Below are 20,926 nucleotides of genomic sequence, written 5' to 3'. Positions count from 1 at the left end.
AATAGAGCATAAGGAGTCCGATATGAAAACAATGCGGATTTGGTTTGGCTGTTCAATGGGGCTAGCCGTTAGTATGATCTTCGGCTGGTCATATGGTTTTTTCGCCGCCTTATTGCCTATGTTTGTGTTAGTACAAGCAGACAGATGGAGTACACCACTGCATGTTCAGTTGGTTTTAGGGATTGTATGGGTCACGGTTCAAGTTAGCTTACTTGTTGGCTTCTTCCAACCTTATCCATTGTTGATGACCATGGCCGTTGCAATTATGATGCTATTTAAATGTGTAGCTATGCAGCATAAAAGCACCTATCTATTTGGTTTCACTGGCTTATTAATTGGCTCTATTTTATTAAACTTCGCCAGTTATAACTTCTTTGATATTGAAGAGTTTAGTATTAATCTTTGGATGTGTGGTTTAGCAACGGCTCCCATTACCGCTTTAGCTTACTTTTTATTTCCCGAGCCAGAGTGCGCGACTCCGCAGCCTGTTACGGTAAATAATGAAGTGACCAAAGATGAATATGGCATGGTTCGTCAAGCCGCAATGGGATGGACAGTTGCAATGGTTGCTTACTTGGTTTTTCAATTTGGTGATCTAAGTGATTCTCTATCAGCTCAAGCGTCTATCTTTATTGTTTTAACCCCAATGACGCTAATAGGGAGTATGGGAGCTGCCAAGATTCGTATTATTGGTACATTTCTTGGGTGCTGTGCAGGTATGATAATTCAACTCGGATTATATACTTGGATTGATAATGGGCTTTTATTCTGGATGGCCTACACAATTGCAGCAGGATTTTTCTGTGTTTGGTTGGCACAAGGGAGTATTAAATCTAGTATTGCATTTTCTGCCATGTCAGCACTTTCTGTTCCATTAACGACCTCTTTGGTTCCAGAGCAAAAAGACGCATTTTTCTCGATACTGTATCGTTTTAGCTCTATTGTCGTAGCCGTAATATTAACGTCTATTGCCATATGGGCCACTCATATCATCTTGCATAAACTGATGCCTTGTGTCTCCCATGACACTCAAGAATCAACGTCATAACCTCTTCAATTCGGTTATTTGAACTATCAAATCCGGACTATAAAAATAGCGCTAAGACCTAAAACTCTTAGCGCTATTTTTTCATCCATTATTACTTAGTGATATTAAGGTGTAAGCTTGAACATAAGTGATTTAAAGTACTTATTAAGCCAAATCATCTTTAGTTACACTCACCCCTTTAATTTGTGCATACACCTCATCACCGACTTGTAATTGCAGCTCGTCAATGGCCCACAGAGTAATATTGGCCCATAAATGCGTTTCACCTACTCGGAGTTTTACTTCCACCCTTTCATCTTCCGCATGATGGATCTTATCAACACGGGCCCGCAGAATATTTCGAATGCTGGTTTGTTGTGGCTTTGCTCGAGTGATCGAGACATCATTAGAATAAATACGGACACGACCCCATTCTCCTCGATGTAAAGATAAACGGCTCACCCATAAAAAAGCATTATGGCTCAACATCACTTGCGTTAAAGCGTAGTTAGGATGATTGTAGTTAACTCGGGCACTGATTAACGAACTCTGTTCTTTCGGCGGTAACCAAGGGCGCATTTCAGGAGAGCCCCAAACAGAATTAACATGACCAGAAGCGACGACCTTCCCTTGATTGAGCATCACCATATGATCAGCCAATCGTAGGATTTCATCGAGACTGTGCGTAACATAAACAATTGGAATATTAACCTGCTTTGCCAATTGTTCTAAATATGGCATAAGCTCTTGTTTCCGAGGGAGATCTAGTGACGCTAATGGCTCATCCATTAACAGCATATCAGGTTTGGTTAATAGTGCTCGACCAATTGCAACTCGCTGTTTCTCACCACCAGACAGTGATGCAGGATAGCGATTTAGCAAGGCCTCAATACCTAATAGTTTAACGACATCATTAAAGTGATTAGGATCTTTTTCTCGACAACCGTAGTTCAAGTTCCCCTTTACCGTATAGTGAGGAAATAAACGCGCATCTTGAAATACATAACCAATATTGCGTTTTTCTGGTGGCAGACAAAGCTTTCTCGCCGTATCCACTAAGCAGTGAGAACCAAGATGAATAGCCCCTTCATCGGGTTGTGTTAAACCACTTAGCACATTAATAAACGATGTTTTACCCGCTCCTGAACGGCCAAAAATTGCAGTAATCCCCGATAAAGGAAGGTTCACAGCAACGTCTAATGCTAAATCACCCAACTGTTGTTTTATCTTAATTTGTAAGCTAGTTATATTCTTATTCATTATCTAGCCTCCAAACGACGACGAGCTAATCGGGTCAGCCATTCAGAAGCAAACAGAGAAGAGAGTGCTATCACAATAGCAATCACGCATAAACGTCCTGCCTGCTCTTCTGCTCCTGGGGTTTCAATAAAAGAGTACATTGCAAGAGGTATCGTTTGGGTTTGACCCGGAATATTAGAGACAAAAGTAATGGTTGCACCAAACTCACCAAGCGCACGAGCAAACGCCAGTAGTGCTCCGGTTAATATTCCCGGAATCGTTAATGGTAATGTGATAGTAAAAAATACTTTAAGAGGCGTTGCGCCTAATGTTCTTGCTGCTTGCTCCAGTTTCTGATCAACCCCTTCAATCGCTAAACGAATAGAACGAACCATTAAAGGAAAAGAGACAACGGCGACCGCAAGTGCAGCTCCTCGCCAACTAAAGCTGAAGGTGAACCCAAACCACTCATACAGATACTTACCCAAAAAACCTTGTCGTCCCATAGAAATTAGGAGTAGATATCCGATAACCACTGGAGGCAGAACCAATGGGAGGTGGATAATACCATCAAGAATACTTTTACCAATAAACTGTTTTCTCGCTAATAACCAAGCTAAAAAAATTCCCATAGGCAAGCTAAAAACAATAGCTACGCCTGCTATTTTCAAACTTAATAAAAGCGCAGTTAATTCATAATCGGTTAACACAGAAAACAGACCTCAACGGTTAATAGCACCACATCACAACAAGATCTTTATTGTAGCAATGTTTTTATTCGCCACATTATATATGAATCTAACAACCGATATAACCTTAAATACATATCGAAACCCTATAATCTGTTTATCTTTTAAGCAAAACATTCCAATTTTTTGGAAAGACTCTTTTAAGTCTCTCTAATTTTTTATGCAACAAATATAGCATTACTAATCATATTTATACGGTTATTCGCATTTATTTATTTTGTTTTCAGCTCATTAAATATCACTACAAATACAAGTGTTATATTGCTGGCGGAATGGATTTATAAATTTGAGGGAACCATGAAACGCTTAATCGGATTATGTGCACTGTCTCTTTGTGCACTTACCAGCGTTAATTCTTACGCCACTCCACTGGATGCAGCGACAAATCAGGCTTTATCTGAATATTTAACACATCAAAACAAGTACGGCCGCTTTAGTGGTAACGTCATCATAGCCAAAAAGAATGAGATCTTATTTGAGCAAGCTGTTGGCTATGCTGATGTACAAATGCAACGTCCCATAGAAAAGAACAATCTCTTTAAAGTTGGGGATATTACAAAGCAACTTACCGCTGCTGCTATACTAAAACTCAACGAACAGAAAAAACTCTCTATTGATACGCCAATATCACGTTATTTTCCAAGTTTGAGTCGAAGTAAAAATATTACAATTGGTATGTTGATGAATCATACAGCGGGAATTGGTCGTGATTTTAACTGGAGTGATGCAACTCAATCTTGTAGTAAAAAGAATTTAATCAACCCCGTTATTACTAGCTCTAAAACCTACCCTCCGGCTCTAATGTTTAACTACAGTAATAACGGCTACTATTTATTAGGTAGGATTATTGAAAAAGCATCGGGCCTCCCTTATCACGAATACATTACAGAGCAATTTCTTCGGCCTCTAGGTATGAAAGACAGTTCAATGAAGTTAACCCTATCTTTTCAGTTAGCTAAGTCTTATGAACTCTCGGGGTTATTGAACGCTCATATTACTCCAACAGGTTGCGCTTGGTCTGCCGGTGAACTGATTTCTACCAGTCGAGATTTGCTGGTATGGAGTCGAGCTCTGGCTAGTGGCCAAGTCATTAACCAAGAAAGCTTAGATAAAATGTATCAGCATCAATATGGCTTATTTGCTAAAGAGATAGGCCAGACGGATTTCTACACTCATAGTGGGCATATTGATGGTTTTAAATCTATTTTGATGTATGAGCCTAAGTCTCAAATGACCATTGTAGCCCTGAGTAACTTCAGTAACACCAATACTGAGCTATTCAGCGTCGACCTGGTACGTCTACTTAATAAGCAATTACCTATTTATAAGGTTATGCCCCCAATCAAGCATTTGGCACCATGGCAAGATGACGTCGATGTTATCGGTAATTACATGGACAGTTTAGGCGTACCATTACAAGTGGTATATCAAGATGGAGAGCTGGTGGCAAAAGTCAGCCAATTTCGCATTCCTTTAATGGTTCAAAATAGAAATACTCTTTTTGCCCAAGGCATTGATAACAAGATCCGAATACATAGAAATAGCAATGAAACTACAAAAGAAATTGTCTTTTTTGCTAAAGACGGTCGCTATTTATCACGATTTGCCCGTGTGAACTAATTGACATAAAAAAGAGTTACTTAGGCATATACGGCTAAGTAACTCTTTTATATCTAAATTAGAAAATTCGAGTTGAAGATATTAAGTTAACCATTAACCATTTTGGTAATAGTATCTCGATTATGTTTGCCATTCGCGACTATCACACCACCGATATGGATCACCATAAAGCCTAAGATTCCCCACCATGATAATTTATGGAAGCTCTTAAATTGAGCATACCAAATAAAGTCATGACCAAGAAAATGAATAGCTAAACCTGTTACCACAACCGCAGCAATAAAGAAGTAAAATGCGATATAGAGCAAGCCTTGTAAACGATCGTGAATGGTATTCTTTTTAAACGGGGATGGCATAAAAACGCCCACTTTTTTTGAATAGTACGCTCTTGCCACTAACAACAAGCCAACGACATACCCAACAATGAAGTGCCACTGGAACATCTCATTACGAATTGACTTAGCAATAGTTATCGCTTGTTGAGAGGTGATCGTTAAATTATCACTACTCAACCCTGATTGAATCAGAGCCGCAACACTATTTTTATCTAACCATGTTGATCTTAGAACCACGGTTAATAGCATAAAAAGAATAGCAAACGCTAATGACCAGTGAATTAAGCGATGAAGCTTAGGGAAAAAAGGTTGTTCAGTCATTTATATTAACTCAAAGTAGAATTTTAAAAATATAATAACAGTAGAAGATGAATGGATTATGAATTGGTATGATAAATTCGTATTATTTGAAGTTTTATACTTTAGCTAATCATTCTATGTGCTACTGCCACATCTAATTTTATTATGACGATAAATTTTTTCTTTTCTTAACGGGTTTTGCTAGAAAATCATCGTTTATAACTCTAACCATTTTACTTTAAAACAATGTTTTATAATGACAACTAACAACCATATCACATTGAAAAATAAAGATAAATCCAAAAAACCATAATACTAACAAGCATAACAATACAATTAGCTCTAATTAATCTTCTGCTTTCATTAATAAAATGAATCAAAACCGCATTTCGGATTAGTTTTTCTCATTTTACTAATGTTTTTTTTAGCGTCATATTCCACCTGTTTTCAATCGAAAACCAACTCTCAACGATAGATTTGAATAACCTAAACTGTGTTGTTTTTTATTTTTTAAAAAAGCATCAAGTTTGGGTTGTCTTCGTTTATATCTATTATTTATGACTCTTATTTGTGGGGATACGGTAGTGACACAGACCACTACTTTAGATTGCCGTAAAAGTAACGGAATCTTCGTGCCAGTTGCTGGCCTAACTATTTTTGCTGTTGCATCAGGCTACTTAATGAGTCTTGTGCCGCTTTCACTTGCAAGCTTTAAAATCGATTCAAGCTATGCAAGTTGGTTAGCAAGTAGTTATTACGTTGGTCTGCTGATTGGCTCAATGATGATCGAACCGATCATTGCGAGAATCGGCCACCGTATCTCTTTTATTGTATTTTTAAGTTTACTGGCGCTTCCCGTTGTTGCTTTACCAATGTTTCCTAACAAAGATCTTTGGTTATTTGCACGTTTAATTGCAGGGATGGCGGTTGCAGGTATTTTTGTTGTCGTCGAGTCATGGTTACTTATTGGTGATAGCGCAAAAGAGCGTGCTCGCCGTCTAGGTATCTATATGACATCACTATATGGTGGTACAACGATTGGTCAGCTTGCCGTAGGTATCTTTGGTACTCAAGGATTTGGCCCATTTAGTGTGATTCTTGGCCTACTCTTTGCGGCTATTCTACCGCCCCTTTTTGTTCGTCAAGGTCAGCCTAGTTGCACAGAACATAAGCCACTAACTTTGAAGCAAATTAGTCGTCTCAGCAAAGCGGCTATTATTGGCTGTATTACTTCTGGCGTTGTTATGGGTACCATCTATGGATTAATGCCTCTAGCACTAAAACAAAGTCAATTAAATACCGAACAAGTTGGCGTTTTAATGGCTGCAATTATCTTAGGTGGTATGGTTATTCAACCTATTGTTGGTCAGTTATCAACTCGTATGAGTAAAACAGTATTGCTTGCGCTAGCATCTCTGCTTGGTGTGTTTGCTATGGGTATCACTCACCTATCCAGTGATTTTTATATTCTAATCACAGCATTGGCGCTATTGGGTATGTCTTCTTTTGCCCTTTATCCAATTGCAATTACGTTAGCGTGTGACAAATTAGAATCCTCACAGATTGTCGCTGCAACACAGGTAATGTTATTTAGCTACAGTGTAGGTTCTGCACTAGGCCCTATTGGCGCAAACCAGTTTATGGCACAACCAAACGGGTTAATGGATTTCTTCTTTATTGTATTACTGGCTACTGCTATTTATATGCTGCTTGCAAGTGTACGCCGCAAACCTCAAGTATTGGCAAGCTAACCAGCAACACCAAAAATAAGTCACAAAAAAAGCTGAGGCCTCCACAACCTCAGCTTTTTTTCACTCGTAAACTACGACTTCTGACTAACAATATCAGCAGGATCTGCTTTCAACTGATCAATAGGAATCATCTTACTCCAATTGAACACACGGACATTTTTTCCTGCCTGCTTCCAGCTAAACGGCTTAAGTTGCCGAGTCTCTACACCTATCCAACGAGAGAAAAACGGCAGAAAGTAATAGGCACTAATCGTTTTTTTCAATACATGATGGCGCTTATCATCACTAGATATCCTTACAAATGGAACTTCATAGTTAGAACGAAACTGATTACCGTGAGTTAGTTTAGATCCTGAACCTTTAATGTGATCATTAAGCCCATGATCCGAAAAATAAACAAGAGAAAAACTTTGTTGAGTCGCCTTTAGATCATTAACGACCTGGGCTATCAGATGATCTGTTTCATGATAGCTCGATAGATAGCATGAAAGCTGTTTATCTTTTAGATGATAAATATCCTGCTTTACACGATCACAAAACTTAGGATGAGACCCCATTAAATGAAGTACAAACAATCTTGGTTTCTCTGATTTTTGGGCCAGCTGCTCAGTGAAGATAGGTAATAATTCCGAATCATAATGGTTAGAACTATTAAATCCCCCCTTTTTTAAGAAAAACTTTTTGTCACTCCTAACAGCGATAGAAGAAATCGCAGTGTCATACTTACCCAGGAAACCTTGATTAGAAATCCAAACGGTCTCAAATCCAGCTTTGTTAGCCAGCGTAATAAAATTATCGGCAGGTTGAATATGAAGACCATCACTTATCGCTAATGTTCTAGGCAAAGAAATAGCTGTATTAGGTGCAGTCGAAATATATCCATCCACCAGCAGGCCTTTCGTTTGCCGTAGAAATGGAGTGGTATCAATGGGGTAACCATAAGCAGAGAGGTAATCTTTTCTCATGCTTTCCCCTATGATAACAACATAGTTTCTATATTTAGGTTGAACAGAAAGAATCTGCCAGTTAGGTGCTTGCGTCTCACTCGCTAATAGACTTCGATGTTCTTTAATATAGTGTCCACCACTAATATAGATATGGCGATAGAAAGCATATATAGGCGAAAAAATTAATACAACTAAACCCAGAACGATTTTCAACTTACCAGGCTCTGTCTTAATTTTAACCAAATAGAAAATAAATAAAACAAATAACAGTAAATTTAATATCAAGTTTATTACAGGAATATCACCTAAAAACTCAAACATTTCTTGATTATTTGTTTCCATAACAGAAGCAATTACACCTAAATTGGGGTGCCCATATTGCATCCCAGATGAAAAATAAAAAATAGGAAGGAAAAAAAGAGGTAAAACCACACCGTATTTTACAATATTATTCGCTGATAATAGATAAAGGGATAAAAATAAAGTAATAACTGAAAAGAGTATCGAATATTCGTTACAATCTAGCCCCAAAGCTAAAAGGTAAGATATTATAATCAGCAACAAAGGCACAACATATTTCATAATAAATCACGGTATAATGGATACCAATAACGGTATAACAAATCCTACACTCAAGTAACTTATCGTCACTAGAACGCATATTATACCCTAAAGTACCACCTAACTAACTGTGAAATCTAAGTAATCTATTGCTTATGAAAGAGAAACATAACAAAAAGGCAGAGAATCAATCTCTGCCCCTGATAAAACTAAATATAGGCCTAAATATTAGTCTTTTTTACGACCATAAACTCGGATGCCACCAGTAGTACGCTCTGAGTTACCATAAACATCAAGGCTTGTTACACAACGACGAAAGCCAAAGTATCGCCATGCCGTTTTTTCATTTTTATCTAAATCACGATAAAATTTAATAGTTTGCTTTTCACCATTCTGAAAATGAACTACAACTTTACGTAAACGAACATCACGCTCTGCTTTAACTTTAATCGCATTAGTATAACGACAAGCTGGTACGGGAATTTTAGCCGCCAGATTTCCATGCTCTAATAAAATTGTACGACCAAGAGTAAATTGATCATCAGCGTGAGCAAGTGTTGCAGAACCTAATAAACTCACACCAACCAGTAACTGAGTAAAAAACTTCTTAAATGTCATATTTGTATGATATATCCGCTATAGAATAGTGTTCATAATAATATTAAAATTTAAAAAATCAATTAAAAAACATTTTGAAATACTGTTATCAATTTTTTCACAATAGAGATAAAACCATTAATTAAATATAACTTAGATATAGCTTATTCTATTTTCATAATTTTGACTAAGATGAATATCAATTTCATGTTAAATAGATTCATTAATAGAATATCATCCTTTCAATGAAATAATTAAATCTTCACGATAAATAAATTAAATCATTAGTGATAATTGAAAAAATATGACCTGCATTTGATTTTTATACCTAAAAACATTCGCTATTTTTGAGCTTTACTATATGATGCGCGCTCTTTATTCTTAAATCATATCTAAAATAAACAATCGATGTCATATAACGCTTTATACACCGATCTTTCTGGTTACTACGACCTAATGTGTGCAGATATTAACTACTATGAGCAAAGTTATAATATCCGCAGAATCCATCAACTATTTGGCAACTCAGGTACTAAACATTTAGATCTTGCTTGTGGTACTGGACCTCATATAGAGCATTTGACCAGTTGGGGATACCAAAGCTGGGGGCTCGATATTAACCAACCTATGCTAGATATGGCTCAAATCCGTTGTCCAAACGCTAACTTCACACTACAAAACATGTGTGATTTTAAGTTGGATGAACCGCAAGACTTGATTACCTGCTTCTTATACTCTATCCACTATAATGATGGTATTGAGAAACTAAAAGAATGTATCGCTAGTGTTCATGCAGCACTTAATGATAATGGCATGTTCTGCTTTAATGCTGTTGATAAAACAAAAATTGATAATCGTTCTTTTATGCGTCATTCGGCAGAGTTCGAGAATAGCAATTTCACCTTTCAGTCTGGTTGGAACTATTGTGGTGAAGGTGAAAGGCAGTCTTTACAATTAAGCATTGAGAAAACGACAGAAGATGTAACGGAAGTATGGCAAGACCAACATCCGATGGTAGCGGTAAGTTTTCCAGAATTAAAAGCACTACTTGAACCATACTTTGAAGTTCATATCCTTGAGCATGATTACAACAAGATCATTCCTTGGGATAAGCAATCCGGTAACGCCATTTTTGCTTGTATTAAAAACTGACATATCACTGAGGCTCTTAGTTTAATCTTTAAGAGCCTCATTGCTTTATACCCAGTAACGAAAAAGTAAGCTGCTACCTTTTACTTCTGCGCTGAAATAATCGTTTGGTAAAGGCGATCTTTTAACTCTGCTCGTTCCGCTTTCATAAGATTCATTTCATGGTCATCAATAGGTGACCCCCGAAGCTCCAGTTTTCGGATCTCATTATCTAGGTTATCGTAAAGCTTCGACTGTTTAGCAAATGCTGTATCAGTTTGATTGAGATGGGAAATTGTATCAATGTAATCGGGAAACTCGTGAACTAATGAATGGTTCTCTCCTAGCATAAACCTACCCTCTTGATATGATAAATAAATCACCTACTGGTAAATGTAGCACCTCACCGAATATTTAGGTTCCTTAGAGTCATTAAATTGCACCCTATATCCAATAAGGAATATCCATCATATCGATAAAATTTTTCGATTTATGTGATATGAGACCGTAAATTTCTTCTTTGTTAAACTCAGTAAAAATTAAATCACTTACTGGTGATATTACCTTACTGATTTTGTGGAGCAGATCTCCATTGCAATTATTATTATTTGAAGTTTTATTTCTTTGAGAGTAGCTTTATTTTACTTCTTTATCAGACATTGAGGTGTTGACTATCCACTTAGTAATACAAGATTAATCATTTAAATTCATTCAGAGTGATGTATAAAAAGCTATTTTGATCATCCATTTACACAAGGATTAATGTAATGCGTGTATTCAAAAAACGTTTGCTAACCGGTTGTATCCTCTCTTTTCTTTCTGCCCCTCTTGCTGCACATGTGTACCAATTTATTCCCTCTGATAACCCAACCAATGATGAACCAATTGAACAAGGTTGGAATAATTATCTAAGTAATTCAGGGTATGGTGAAGCTGTAGTAAATCAAGGTGTTGATGAATGGTATGTAAACGGTAATGATGGCAGAGCCAATTGGACAATAACCCCAACGACAGAACTTAATAATCAAGCAACTCGCTATGGCTGGACATTATCAACAGAGATGCGTGTCGTCAGTGGTGGCTATATCACTAATTATTATGCCAATGGACAACATCGCTTTTTACCTATCATCTCATTACAAAATGGAAACTTAGTAGCTGAATTTGAAGGCCGTTCTGGCGCAACTATTCTCGCATCAGGTGACGATGTTCATGGTTATCATAAGTATGATATTGTTTTTCATCCAGGCCCAAATCCAACAGCTAGCTTTTTCTTTGACGGCGTTCTGATCAAAAGTGATTGGCAAGGCCACCCATCATCTCAAAATATGATCGCATGGGGAAATGGTTCGAGTTCACAAGCAGGTGAAGCTTACTATCGCTCTATCACGTTTACAATAAGCGGCGACCCTGTTTTCTCTACTCCAGACAGAATTCCATCTTTAGTTACAAGTAGCCAAACTCCTGGTACTGTTGCTATTTTTGCTGAAAAACGAATGGGAGGTGGCGACCCAGGAGCGGTGACTAATACCAATGATATAATTACTCGTATTTCTAAAGATTACGGACGTACTTGGGGACCTGAAGTTAATTTGACAGAACAAATTAACCTTAATGATGAATATGATTTTTCAGATCCTCGACCAATTTACCTCCCTCAGCAAGATACTATTACTGTCTCTTACGTACGCTGGCCAACTGATGCAGCCCAAAACGGCGATAAAATCAAACCATGGATGGCAAGTGGCGTCTTTTATAGTACTTATGATGTTGCAAATGATACTTGGTCAGCGCCAATAAATGTTTCTAGCCATGTTAAAGAAAAGACATTACAGATTGTCGGTTGGTCTGGCTCTGAATTTTATAGCAAATCACTTGACGAAATTTCCTCACAAAACAGTTGGTCCCTACAATCTAAATTAAAGATATACAACGGCAAAGATAATGATTTGGTTGTAGCTAATGGTACGAAGCAATATAAAATATCATTTGCCGTTAACGAGAATGGGCTTGTTGCTTACCTAGACGACCAAAATTCTGCAAAATTGATCAGAACAACAATTCAAAATATTGCAGGGTTTATTAATGTTGCCATGGATTTTGACCCAGTAACTCAGACGGCACAATTAACTATTGATGATGCAGTTGTCGGTACGTTATCAGGCATACCATCGGCAGACAAACACATTTTATTTGGTCAAACTAATGCTGCCCATGACGGACGACTTCACATCGCGAATATAAACCTAAACGTCAATGGACAACGCGTTATTGATTATGATGCTGAAACTTTAACCGACATTAATCCTAACGAAATGAACAATACTCCTGAATCTCAAGGTTGGAGTAAGCATAAGTCTGGTCGAGCATACAGTTTCTATGGTGTCGCAAGTGTTAACCCTGGACCCGGTCACGGTATTGAACTTAAACATCAAACAGAAGTAACGGGTAACAATAATGGTCGTATTATTTATCCAGCAATAACTCTTGATAAATACTTTTTAAACGTAGCGTCAGTTTTCTCGGATGATCAAGGAGTAACGTGGGATATGGCCAGCCATCTTCCAGTTCCTTATCGCTGGCTACCAAATCGCCTTGAGACGTTAGAACCAAGTGAAACAGATATTGTTGAGTTAAATAACGGTGATATTTTACTAACTGCTCGTCTTGATTTTAACCAAACGGTCAATAACATTAATTATGGACCTAGACATCAGTTTATTAGCCATGATGGGGGGATGACCTGGCACATGCCTGAAAATTATGGCTATCAGCAGTTCTCCAATTTAAGCAAAAATACCGTTGATGCCTCAATTACACGATTTACTGAATCAGATGGTTCTAACTATTTGCTCTTTACTAACCCAATTGGAGATCTAGCTAATAACTCTGGTCGTGAAAACCTAGGCTTATGGATGAGTTTTGATGAAGGCGCATCTTGGCAAGGACCTATACAATTAGTTAATGGCGGTTCTGCTTATTCAGATATTTATCAACTAGACAATGAAAACGCGATGGTCATTGTGGAAGATAATAGTCGAAAAATTCGAGTATTAACGGTTCCTGTAACTAAGATAAAACAGCTACTCCAATAATTAAAAAACCGCAGTTGAGGCTAACTCAGCTGCGGCTTCTTATCTATTCGGTATCTTTTTAAGATGATATTGGTAACTCAACATACCAACGCTCTAAAGGATTTTCTTTATCGATACCCTTTCCTCCCCAACGATCAATACTATCAATCGTTAGGATCTTCGTCTCTTTAGGTAAGAGATCTTTTATTTTTTTACTTAATCGCTTAGAAGTTAATAACCAAGTATTTGGGTCATCCATAAGTAACGCTTGTAACTGCTGAATATCCTCGTTATTCCATTCCAATTCAGGTTTAGTTAAACGGTCGACAACAAATAATTGATTACCTGAAGCAAAATCTTCCAACTCACTCGATAGTAATATCACCGAATCAATTCCCGCTTCCATCAGTGTATTTTGTTGCTGATTAATTAACTTTCTCACTTCAATCATTAAGTCTTGCTGATTTTTCTCAATGATTTTTGCATGCTCGGGCCACACTTTCTGCAGGTCTTCAGAAACTATCGCAGCCATACGAGAAATATTTGTTGGGTTTAACCATGCATAAGGTGAGATCTCGCCAGAATCCAACATTAAAGCTGCAACACCTTGAGCTCTTGGAGAGATTGCTTGAGATGCATCAACTTCAATTAAACGAATGTTACCCTGACGAGCATAAACATAGAGTGGGTCTTGTGGCCAAATAGCTTGAATAGTGACGGCAACTTGAGCCTTCTTTGCTGCTTGTTGTGATAACACATCACCTTTCGATGCAAACCAATTTGGCAATCTTGTTACACCGTAGCGCTTAGGTGGCAAATAGTCCGTCGTCAGTGGTGTTGATTGTGTGAGTTCGCTAGCCAATAAATAGGTCACTGGTGTCGCAATCAATATATCAGCAGCGTGGGTTTGTACTGATGCTATTAGTGCAGAACAGACTACAGTTGTCATCGCAACCGTTCGAGTTAATGACAGGGTAAACTTTTTCATAAATTATCCTTTGCGAATAATGCGATAACAGGTTGCCATTAAGAAAAACAGCGCAGAAATAATAATGATCGATGCCCCTGATGGAACAGGTAGTTTAAGCTCCATTGGTAACACGGTTCCGACTAAGCAACTGATTGTCGCTAGCAGTGCTGAAAGTAGTACAAAACTTCCCATATTTTTGGTCATTAATCGGGCTGTTGCACCAGGAATTAGCAGTAACGCCCCAACTAATACTGCACCAATAATTTTTACCGCAGCAATCGTGACTAAGGTGATCATCATGACAAAAAGATAATCATAGAAATGCGTTGCATGACCTCGAACTCGGGCAATATCAGGGCTAATACAAGTCAGTAAGATTCGATTAAAGGTCGGAATAAGTAACACAACGATAATGGCGCAACTGACTGCAAGTATCATTAAATCCTGATCTGTAACGGTTAAAATGGAACCAAACAGGACATTTTCAAGCATATGTATATTAATTTTGCGTGCAACATACATTAGCAATGCGGCACCAACAGCGAGCGCCAAAGCTAAAAAAACTCCAACTAAAGTATCGTAAGGCACGTTGGTTCGGTTTCGCACGAAATGCAATAAAAGAGCAAAGATCATACAAAAACTAAATAGCCCAATAAACGGATTATCTGGTGGCTCGCCGAGTAAAACACCAAGAGCAATACCGGTTAAAGCAGCATGACCTACAGCTTCTGAAAAAAAGGCTAAGCGTTTAGCTATAACTAACGTACCTAGGCCGCCAAGTAATGGCCCTAACAAAAGCGCAGCGACAATGGCATTCACCATAAAGGCATAAGAAAAACTCTCACTTAGCCAACCAGCATCAACACCTAATTGTGCCCAATGACGTATTATTTCCATTACGCAACCTTATTGGAAGTTGATGAATTAAAAGAACTATTCATAGGTGAACTGGTATAGTGATTAAAAATACGCTCAATTTTTTCAGGAACTAAAATATCTTGATGACGACCTGAATCTACTAAGATACGGTTAACAACATGAACATGGGCATCTAAGCGACGAACGGCAGTTACATCATGATGTACAGCTAATACTGTTTTGCCCTCTTTCACACACTCTTTAATTAGGCTTTCAAGGTAACGCACACCTTGTTCATCCATGCCAGTCGTTGGCTCATCGAGTACTAACAGCGCAGGATCATCTAAAAGTGCCTGAGCAAATAACACTCGCTGTTGTTCACCACCAGACAGCTGTCCCATGCGACGGTCAGCGCGAGATGCCATGCCAACACGCTCTAATTGCGCCAATGCGTTTTGCTGTTCTTTGCCTCGCTTACGCCAAAATAACGGAAAACGAGTCTGATTTAATAAGATAAAATCCATTACAGTTAACGGTAAACTGGCTTCAAACATGGCTTTTTGAGGTACATAGCCAATAACCCCTGACTTATTTGCCAATTCTTGTGAAGCCCACTGAATATCAATTTGCCCCGAAAATGGTGTAAGTCCTAAAATTGAACGCAATAATGATGTTTTCCCGCCGCCATTTGGTCCCATCACGACATGGCACTCACCAGCTGAAAAACGATGATTGATGTCAGTTAAAATCGTATTTTCACCATAATGTAAGTTAAGATTTTTTAACTCGATACTCGGCCCCAATACCGATGAAGTAGTGACTTTTTTCATTATGGAGTAACCACAGTCGTTTTCGTGGCTGCAAACTTCATCGCCGCCATAAGGGTATTAATATTTTCTTGCATCTCGACTTCGACTTTCTCAGCCTGGTAAGGTCCATGAGTCATATGAGAAAAACGATACAACTTCACACCTGTTGCTTTTTCGATGGTATCAACGTAGCGATTTGGCATATTAAGTTCATAAAAAAGAACATCGATACCAGAACGCTGAATCTTTTCAATTGTCTCTTGCAGTTGGCTCGCGCTTGGCTCTACACCATGGGCAGGCTCAATTACTGCTGCCACATCAACACCAAATTCTTGTAGTAGGTAACCATATGCATTATGTGTGGTCGCCACTGTCATTCCAGCTGTATTTAACTCCCCTAATGATTGCATCGCGACATGTTTCATTTTGCGAAATGTTGCCGCATATTGTCTTGCATTAGCTCGATAAAAACGTGCGTTATTAGGATCTATTTTCGACAGTTCGCTAGCAATGGTATATACCTTTTGGATTGTGGTAGATAACCCAACAAAGGTATGAGGATTCACTGCACCTTGGCCAACAGATTGACCCATTGCAGGCAACAGTGGAACCTCTTTATTTGCTTCAATAACCTTAAGATCTGAACGATTAGCGGCTTTAATAACTTTTAACGCAAAATCATCATGACCAATCCCATTAACTACAATCACATCCATCTCTTTCAAACGACGGAGATCATTGGGCTGAGGTTGATAATTGTGAGGATTAAATCCGGCATCAACTAAAGGTAAAATTGTCGCCTTATCGCCGACTACCGCTTTAACGTAGCTGTAATATGGCTGAAGTGTAATGCCAATAGTCAGTTTATTATCGCTAGCTAGGGCAAAATGTGCATTAAACACCCCGATTAAAAAACCAGCCAACAGTAAAAAATATTTCTTCATAAATATGCAAACCTAATGTTGATGTGAGGCAGAGTGAGAATCAAATACAACCTGCTGCCAGTTATCAGCAATCAATTTAGTTCGGATTGTTTTGAGGTCGGTAAAACTCGATAAAGAGGTGGCTGTCATCGCATTATCAAAATCTTGGGCAAACCAAATCTCTGGCTCTTCATATTCAGATATTAACACTACAGAGTTCGCCCCCTTTTGCAGGATATTCATACCAAAATAAACAGAGTCAGTGACTTTTTCCCATTGATGCTTACCTTTGCGTTCCCAGCTTTGATCTTGAACAAAAGGAGCAAGCCAAAGCGCTTCAAGTTCTTTAAGATCTGGCCACAGGGCTAGCTTAGAAGATGCGCTATCTATTTGATTATCCGTATATAGGTTACGAATTTCTTCATGAGCGAGCCTAAGCTCTGCAACCATAGCAATATTTTCTGTATTAAGATCTGCTACCGCTTGTTGATGAGCCGCTAAAAGCTGTTCTTCTTGTGCTGCCTGATGATATGGCAACAGTAAAGCCGATACTGCTAAGATGGTGGCAATCGATAATGCCACCCACTTACCTTCTCGACCGCCATTATCTGAGCGAACCGATTGTGTGATCATTTTTCTTTGATCTCGACAACATCAACTTCAACAGGGTTTTCATGGCCTGCATCAAAGACCAAATAGAAATCCGTCTCAGGGTGAGTAAATACGGCGCGAGATCCTTTGTCTGTTTTTACTTTTGCAATCAAATTATCGTCATAATCAAACATATCCACATCATAATCAACTGCAGTACTGCCATCACTATACCCAGCCTGACACACTACATTTTTAGCTTCAAACCAACACTGCATGAGAGGAAAATGAGCCAAAACTGGAGCCGATAGACTTAAACCAGAAACGAGAATCGCAGTTGTTATAATTTTATATTTCATTTCCCCCCCTTAATTTAATTGGGTTTCAAAGGTGAAATGAACATTGGCACTAACCGTATCGGCTAACGGGTTATTTGCTAGTTCCCCTTTGTAATTAGCCTTCATTAAATAACGACCTGCCATAGAAGGAGCAAATGTCACTTTACCTTCTGCATCACTGATAACGTCCATCTGTTCTTGATGATTTCGGTATAGCGTTCCTTCGCGAGTAATTTCCGCAGTAACTCCGGCTTGAGGCTTTCCATTAAAATAAAATTGGAACGTAACCGGCTCTCCTTCAATGATATCGGCAGGATGAACAAGTGGCTTCATTTCCAGCAGCTGGCCGTCCAATTCCATCGCTTTAACAGAAGGTTTACCGACATTGATGTAAGTCTCTGCGCGTGTAAAACTCATTTGCGTTACAACATCACGAGATTTGTTTGGTAAGATACTGTCACGCTCTGCTTTATTGGCTTTCACCCATTTCACTGTGTCTCGACGACCCGCTTTATACTGAGTGTAATAGGTTGGAACTTGATTGATCTGAACTTTATGCGTTCCTTCTTCAACAAAGAAAAAGTCGAACATTGAACGACGTTTACCACGAACGACAAAATTTGGGCGCTCTTTACGTCCATCAGGCATAATGACCTCTGCACTCTCACTGCCTGCTGGTTTATCAAAGACAAAAGTACCATGGGATGCGGTCACATCGAACGTTAGCCAATCACCGCCTTCTTTTGAAACAGTAAAATGAGATGGTAATACCCAACGAGGATGAGCAGTCGCAGCAGTAGACAATGCAAGGCCCGAAGCCATTAAGCAAGCCAACGACAAAGCTTTTAAAGGTTTGTTATAAATCATAATTTCAATCCGTAAAATGGGCATTATTGCGTTGTGTAATGTAGAGAAATTGACCCTGTTTCTTGGGTCGGCGCTAATTGATATTTCTGTTCTTGGTCGGCTAATGTGACTTTTTGACGTAAATAATTCCGGCCGCCATGTTCACGGACCACTTCAACATAGAAGGTGTACTCACCTTGGTCGAGACGCTGACCTTTATCATCAAGTCCGTCCCAACTAAATCGGTACTGGCCAGCAGGTCGTGTTGCCGAAGTTACAGCATCAACAAGCTCACGATCATTACGACCCACTTTACGCCACCAACTGCGTAAATCTTTTAACCATTCATCCTTACCAACCCACAATTGCATAGTTCGAACAGGCTGTCGTTGGTCATTTTCAATCCAAACCGCAACATAAGGACGGGCATACATACTGGTTTCAATGGATGGCAGTTCAAATTCAACAGCCAATTTTGCTTGAGCAGGTAAAGGAGATGCACTCAGTGACATTGATCCACAAAGTAATAAGCTTGCACCAAAAAATTGAGTTAACGTTTTCATATCAAATTTATTCATCATGATTACGGTACGAAAAGAAAGAACACAGCCAGAGAAATAACACTGCCGAAAGCCGTCCACCTAAGTGCTAGCTGAAGACTCTTTCTCTTTGGAAGTAAAAGACAGACTCCCGTTAGAACAAACACAACCATCAACAAAGCAGTGATATCGATAAACCACTTCCATATTTCCCCGGTATTGCGACCTTTGTGTAAATCATTCAACACAGCAACTAAGCCATAATGCGTAGTTTCAATTCGTACATTTTGAGTTAAGGGTTCAATAAACACAGAAGAGCTAAACCCAGGTCCCTTGTAGTCAAACGAGATCTCAGCTTCAATTAACTCTCTATCCTCACTTTCAATATAAGAATCGAGAGCGGAAGGATGACCTGCAATATCAGCATGTTGTTGCAAATAGCGTAAAATACCCTCTTGATTTGGCTTAAATGAATCACCAACGAAAACAACCTCAGAGGGAATAGAAAGCACTTGCTCTGTCACTGTAGGCTTATTACTGACAAACCAATCAGGACGATTTAGCGTAATGCCCGTAATCGAGAAAAACAGCACAACAAAAAGTAGCGCCATTGAAATATAGATATGTAATCGACGCGCCCAACTCTGAACGCCCTTGGAACGAAGCACCATGCAACTGTACACACTGAGTAAATAACAGAGTGTAATCTAATTGATAATAGTTCGTATTAGTATTGGATTTACATTGTTTACAAAGGTAGGAAAAGCCAGCTAAAAAACTGAAGCTGGCTTAGAACTGAATTTGGATAATTAAGGCTTTAATTTCATAATATTATCAATATCATCTGCACAGTGGCGTTCAGGGACTTGTTCCCACACTTCACCCCATGCTCGGTTGACGATACGCCCTCTTGCAACTGCTGGTCGAGCATCAATCTCTTTAGCCCAACGCTGAAGATGAACATAACCATCAACATCTAAAAACTTGGCTGCATCATATAGGCGACCCAGTACAAGGTTTCCATACCACGGCCAAATAGCCATATCAGCGATACTGTATTCATCACCAGCTATATAACGGTGCTTAGCCAACTGCTTATCCAATACATCGAGTTGACGCTTAGCTTCCATGGTAAATCGATTAATGGGGTATTCGAACTTTTCTGGGGCATAGGCATAAAAATGACCGAAGCCCCCACCTAAATAAGGCGCTGAGCCTTGTAACCAAAACAACCAGTTCATAACCGTTGTTTTCGCTGCAATCTCTTGTGGTAAAAAACAGCCAAACTTCTCAGCAAGATATAAAAGAATGGAACCAGATTCGAAAATGTTGATCGCAGGAGATACAGATTGATCAACTAAAGCGGGAATTTTTGAATTAGGGTTAATCTCAACAAAGCCAGATGAGAACTGGTCTCCATCCCCTATTTTAATTAGATGAGCATCGTACTCAGCATTAGCGAAACCTTTTGCTAAAAGCTCTTCCAACATAATTGTCACTTTTTGGCCATTAGGCGTCCCCATAGAGTAAAGCTGGATTGGATGTTCACCTACCGGCAGTTCTCTTTGATGCGTTGCTCCAGAAACAGGGCGGTTAATACTTGCCCACTGTCCTCCATTATTCGTGTCAGGAGCCCACACTTGAGGCGGTACATACTGATTGGTCATTAGCTATCCTTATTATATATTGAGCAAATCAAGTCAATACAAAATGGTATACCAAAT

Annotated in this window: 21 protein-coding genes; 5 read left to right on the top strand and 16 right to left on the bottom strand. The window is 38.8% G+C overall.

Annotated features, from left to right (window positions below; all coding sequences use genetic code 11):
* Positions 1–22 precede the first annotated feature (22 nt).
* A complete protein-coding gene (locus CTN07_RS11215; protein WP_005305056.1) occupies positions 23–1,048 on the top strand; it encodes a DUF2955 domain-containing protein in 1,026 nt (341 codons plus the stop codon).
* A gap of 144 nt (positions 1,049–1,192) precedes the next feature.
* On the opposite strand, the gene modC is transcribed toward CTN07_RS11215, so the two are convergent.
* Both modC and modB read right to left on the bottom strand, forming a co-directional pair.
* Positions 1,193–2,287 carry a molybdenum ABC transporter ATP-binding protein ModC gene (gene modC, locus CTN07_RS11210; protein WP_005305058.1) on the bottom strand — a complete coding sequence of 365 codons (1,095 nt, stop codon included), beginning with the start codon at positions 2,285–2,287 and terminating at the stop codon, positions 1,193–1,195.
* On the bottom strand, positions 2,287–2,976 hold the full coding sequence (modB, locus tag CTN07_RS11205) for a molybdate ABC transporter permease subunit (RefSeq protein WP_005305059.1): 690 nt from the start codon (positions 2,974–2,976) through the stop codon (positions 2,287–2,289). Before modB ends, modC begins: the two co-directional genes overlap by 1 nt.
* Positions 2,977–3,312: 336 nt before the next feature.
* Here modB and CTN07_RS11200 point away from each other — a divergent pair, with 336 nt between their 5' ends.
* Complete coding sequence (locus CTN07_RS11200; RefSeq protein ID WP_005305062.1) at positions 3,313–4,635, top strand: serine hydrolase domain-containing protein; 1,323 nt, start codon at positions 3,313–3,315, stop codon at positions 4,633–4,635.
* Positions 4,636–4,721: 86 nt separating this feature from the next.
* On the opposite strand, the gene CTN07_RS11195 is transcribed toward CTN07_RS11200, so the two are convergent.
* Positions 4,722–5,291 carry a cytochrome b/b6 domain-containing protein gene (locus tag CTN07_RS11195; RefSeq protein WP_036765659.1) on the bottom strand — a complete coding sequence of 190 codons (570 nt, stop codon included), beginning with the start codon at positions 5,289–5,291 and terminating at the stop codon, positions 4,722–4,724.
* Positions 5,292–5,854: 563 nt separating this feature from the next.
* Between CTN07_RS11195 and CTN07_RS11190 the strand changes: the two genes are divergently transcribed.
* Positions 5,855–7,021 (top strand): MFS transporter, encoded by a 1,167-nt coding sequence (locus tag CTN07_RS11190; protein ID WP_005305065.1) that lies wholly within the window; start codon positions 5,855–5,857, stop codon positions 7,019–7,021.
* 71 nt (positions 7,022–7,092) lie between these two features.
* Here CTN07_RS11190 and CTN07_RS11185 read toward each other — a convergent pair whose 3' ends face one another.
* Both CTN07_RS11185 and CTN07_RS11180 read right to left on the bottom strand, forming a co-directional pair.
* Complete coding sequence (locus CTN07_RS11185; protein ID WP_005305068.1) at positions 7,093–8,550, bottom strand: phosphoethanolamine transferase; 1,458 nt, start codon at positions 8,548–8,550, stop codon at positions 7,093–7,095.
* Between the two features lie 207 nt (positions 8,551–8,757).
* Positions 8,758–9,147, bottom strand: a complete 390-nt coding sequence (locus CTN07_RS11180) for a DUF2541 family protein (protein WP_005305072.1) — start codon at positions 9,145–9,147, stop codon at positions 8,758–8,760.
* Positions 9,148–9,534: 387 nt separating this feature from the next.
* Between CTN07_RS11180 and CTN07_RS11175 the strand changes: the two genes are divergently transcribed.
* On the top strand, positions 9,535–10,278 hold the full coding sequence (locus CTN07_RS11175) for a class I SAM-dependent DNA methyltransferase (RefSeq protein WP_005305074.1): 744 nt from the start codon (positions 9,535–9,537) through the stop codon (positions 10,276–10,278).
* Positions 10,279–10,358: 80 nt separating this feature from the next.
* Here CTN07_RS11175 and CTN07_RS11170 read toward each other — a convergent pair whose 3' ends face one another.
* A complete protein-coding gene (locus tag CTN07_RS11170) occupies positions 10,359–10,604 on the bottom strand; it encodes an HP1242/YdcH family protein (protein ID WP_036765661.1) in 246 nt (81 codons plus the stop codon).
* 417 nt (positions 10,605–11,021) lie between these two features.
* Between CTN07_RS11170 and CTN07_RS11165 the strand changes: the two genes are divergently transcribed.
* Complete coding sequence (locus tag CTN07_RS11165; RefSeq protein ID WP_005305077.1) at positions 11,022–13,349, top strand: exo-alpha-sialidase; 2,328 nt, start codon at positions 11,022–11,024, stop codon at positions 13,347–13,349.
* 58 nt (positions 13,350–13,407) lie between these two features.
* On the opposite strand, the gene CTN07_RS11160 is transcribed toward CTN07_RS11165, so the two are convergent.
* From CTN07_RS11160 to yghU, 10 genes are all read right to left on the bottom strand, one after another.
* Entirely contained in the window at positions 13,408–14,316 is a 909-nt protein-coding gene (locus CTN07_RS11160; protein WP_005305080.1) for a metal ABC transporter solute-binding protein, Zn/Mn family, read from the bottom strand.
* A gap of 3 nt (positions 14,317–14,319) precedes the next feature.
* Positions 14,320–15,195 (bottom strand): metal ABC transporter permease, encoded by an 876-nt coding sequence (locus tag CTN07_RS11155; protein ID WP_005305081.1) that lies wholly within the window; start codon positions 15,193–15,195, stop codon positions 14,320–14,322.
* Positions 15,195–15,986 carry a metal ABC transporter ATP-binding protein gene (locus CTN07_RS11150; RefSeq protein ID WP_005305084.1) on the bottom strand — a complete coding sequence of 264 codons (792 nt, stop codon included), beginning with the start codon at positions 15,984–15,986 and terminating at the stop codon, positions 15,195–15,197. The genes CTN07_RS11155 and CTN07_RS11150 overlap by 1 nt, the downstream gene beginning before the upstream one ends.
* A complete protein-coding gene (locus tag CTN07_RS11145) occupies positions 15,986–16,909 on the bottom strand; it encodes a metal ABC transporter solute-binding protein, Zn/Mn family (RefSeq protein WP_005305089.1) in 924 nt (307 codons plus the stop codon). Before CTN07_RS11145 ends, CTN07_RS11150 begins: the two co-directional genes overlap by 1 nt.
* A 12-nt stretch (positions 16,910–16,921) precedes the next feature.
* Positions 16,922–17,521 carry a DUF6162 family protein gene (locus CTN07_RS11140; RefSeq protein WP_005305093.1) on the bottom strand — a complete coding sequence of 200 codons (600 nt, stop codon included), beginning with the start codon at positions 17,519–17,521 and terminating at the stop codon, positions 16,922–16,924.
* On the bottom strand, positions 17,518–17,838 hold the full coding sequence (locus CTN07_RS11135; protein ID WP_036765663.1) for a hypothetical protein: 321 nt from the start codon (positions 17,836–17,838) through the stop codon (positions 17,518–17,520). The genes CTN07_RS11140 and CTN07_RS11135 overlap by 4 nt, the downstream gene beginning before the upstream one ends.
* 9 nt (positions 17,839–17,847) lie before the next feature.
* Positions 17,848–18,684 carry a DUF4198 domain-containing protein gene (locus CTN07_RS11130; RefSeq protein ID WP_005305099.1) on the bottom strand — a complete coding sequence of 279 codons (837 nt, stop codon included), beginning with the start codon at positions 18,682–18,684 and terminating at the stop codon, positions 17,848–17,850.
* Between the two features lie 23 nt (positions 18,685–18,707).
* Entirely contained in the window at positions 18,708–19,226 is a 519-nt protein-coding gene (locus tag CTN07_RS11125) for a DUF2271 domain-containing protein (protein WP_005305102.1), read from the bottom strand.
* Positions 19,227–19,246: 20 nt separating this feature from the next.
* Positions 19,247–19,873: a PepSY-associated TM helix domain-containing protein gene (locus tag CTN07_RS11120; RefSeq protein ID WP_005305105.1), complete on the bottom strand. Its 627-nt coding sequence runs from the start codon at positions 19,871–19,873 to the stop codon at positions 19,247–19,249.
* 138 nt (positions 19,874–20,011) lie between these two features.
* A complete protein-coding gene (gene yghU / locus CTN07_RS11115) occupies positions 20,012–20,869 on the bottom strand; it encodes a glutathione-dependent disulfide-bond oxidoreductase (protein ID WP_005305108.1) in 858 nt (285 codons plus the stop codon).
* Positions 20,870–20,926: the final 57 nt, after the last annotated feature.

The sequence above is a fragment of the Photobacterium damselae genome, assembly GCF_003026815.1.
Lineage (GTDB): Bacteria > Pseudomonadota > Gammaproteobacteria > Enterobacterales > Vibrionaceae > Photobacterium > Photobacterium damselae.
The sequence above is the reverse complement of the archived record's forward strand: the minus strand, read 5'-3'. Positions and strand labels throughout refer to the sequence as shown.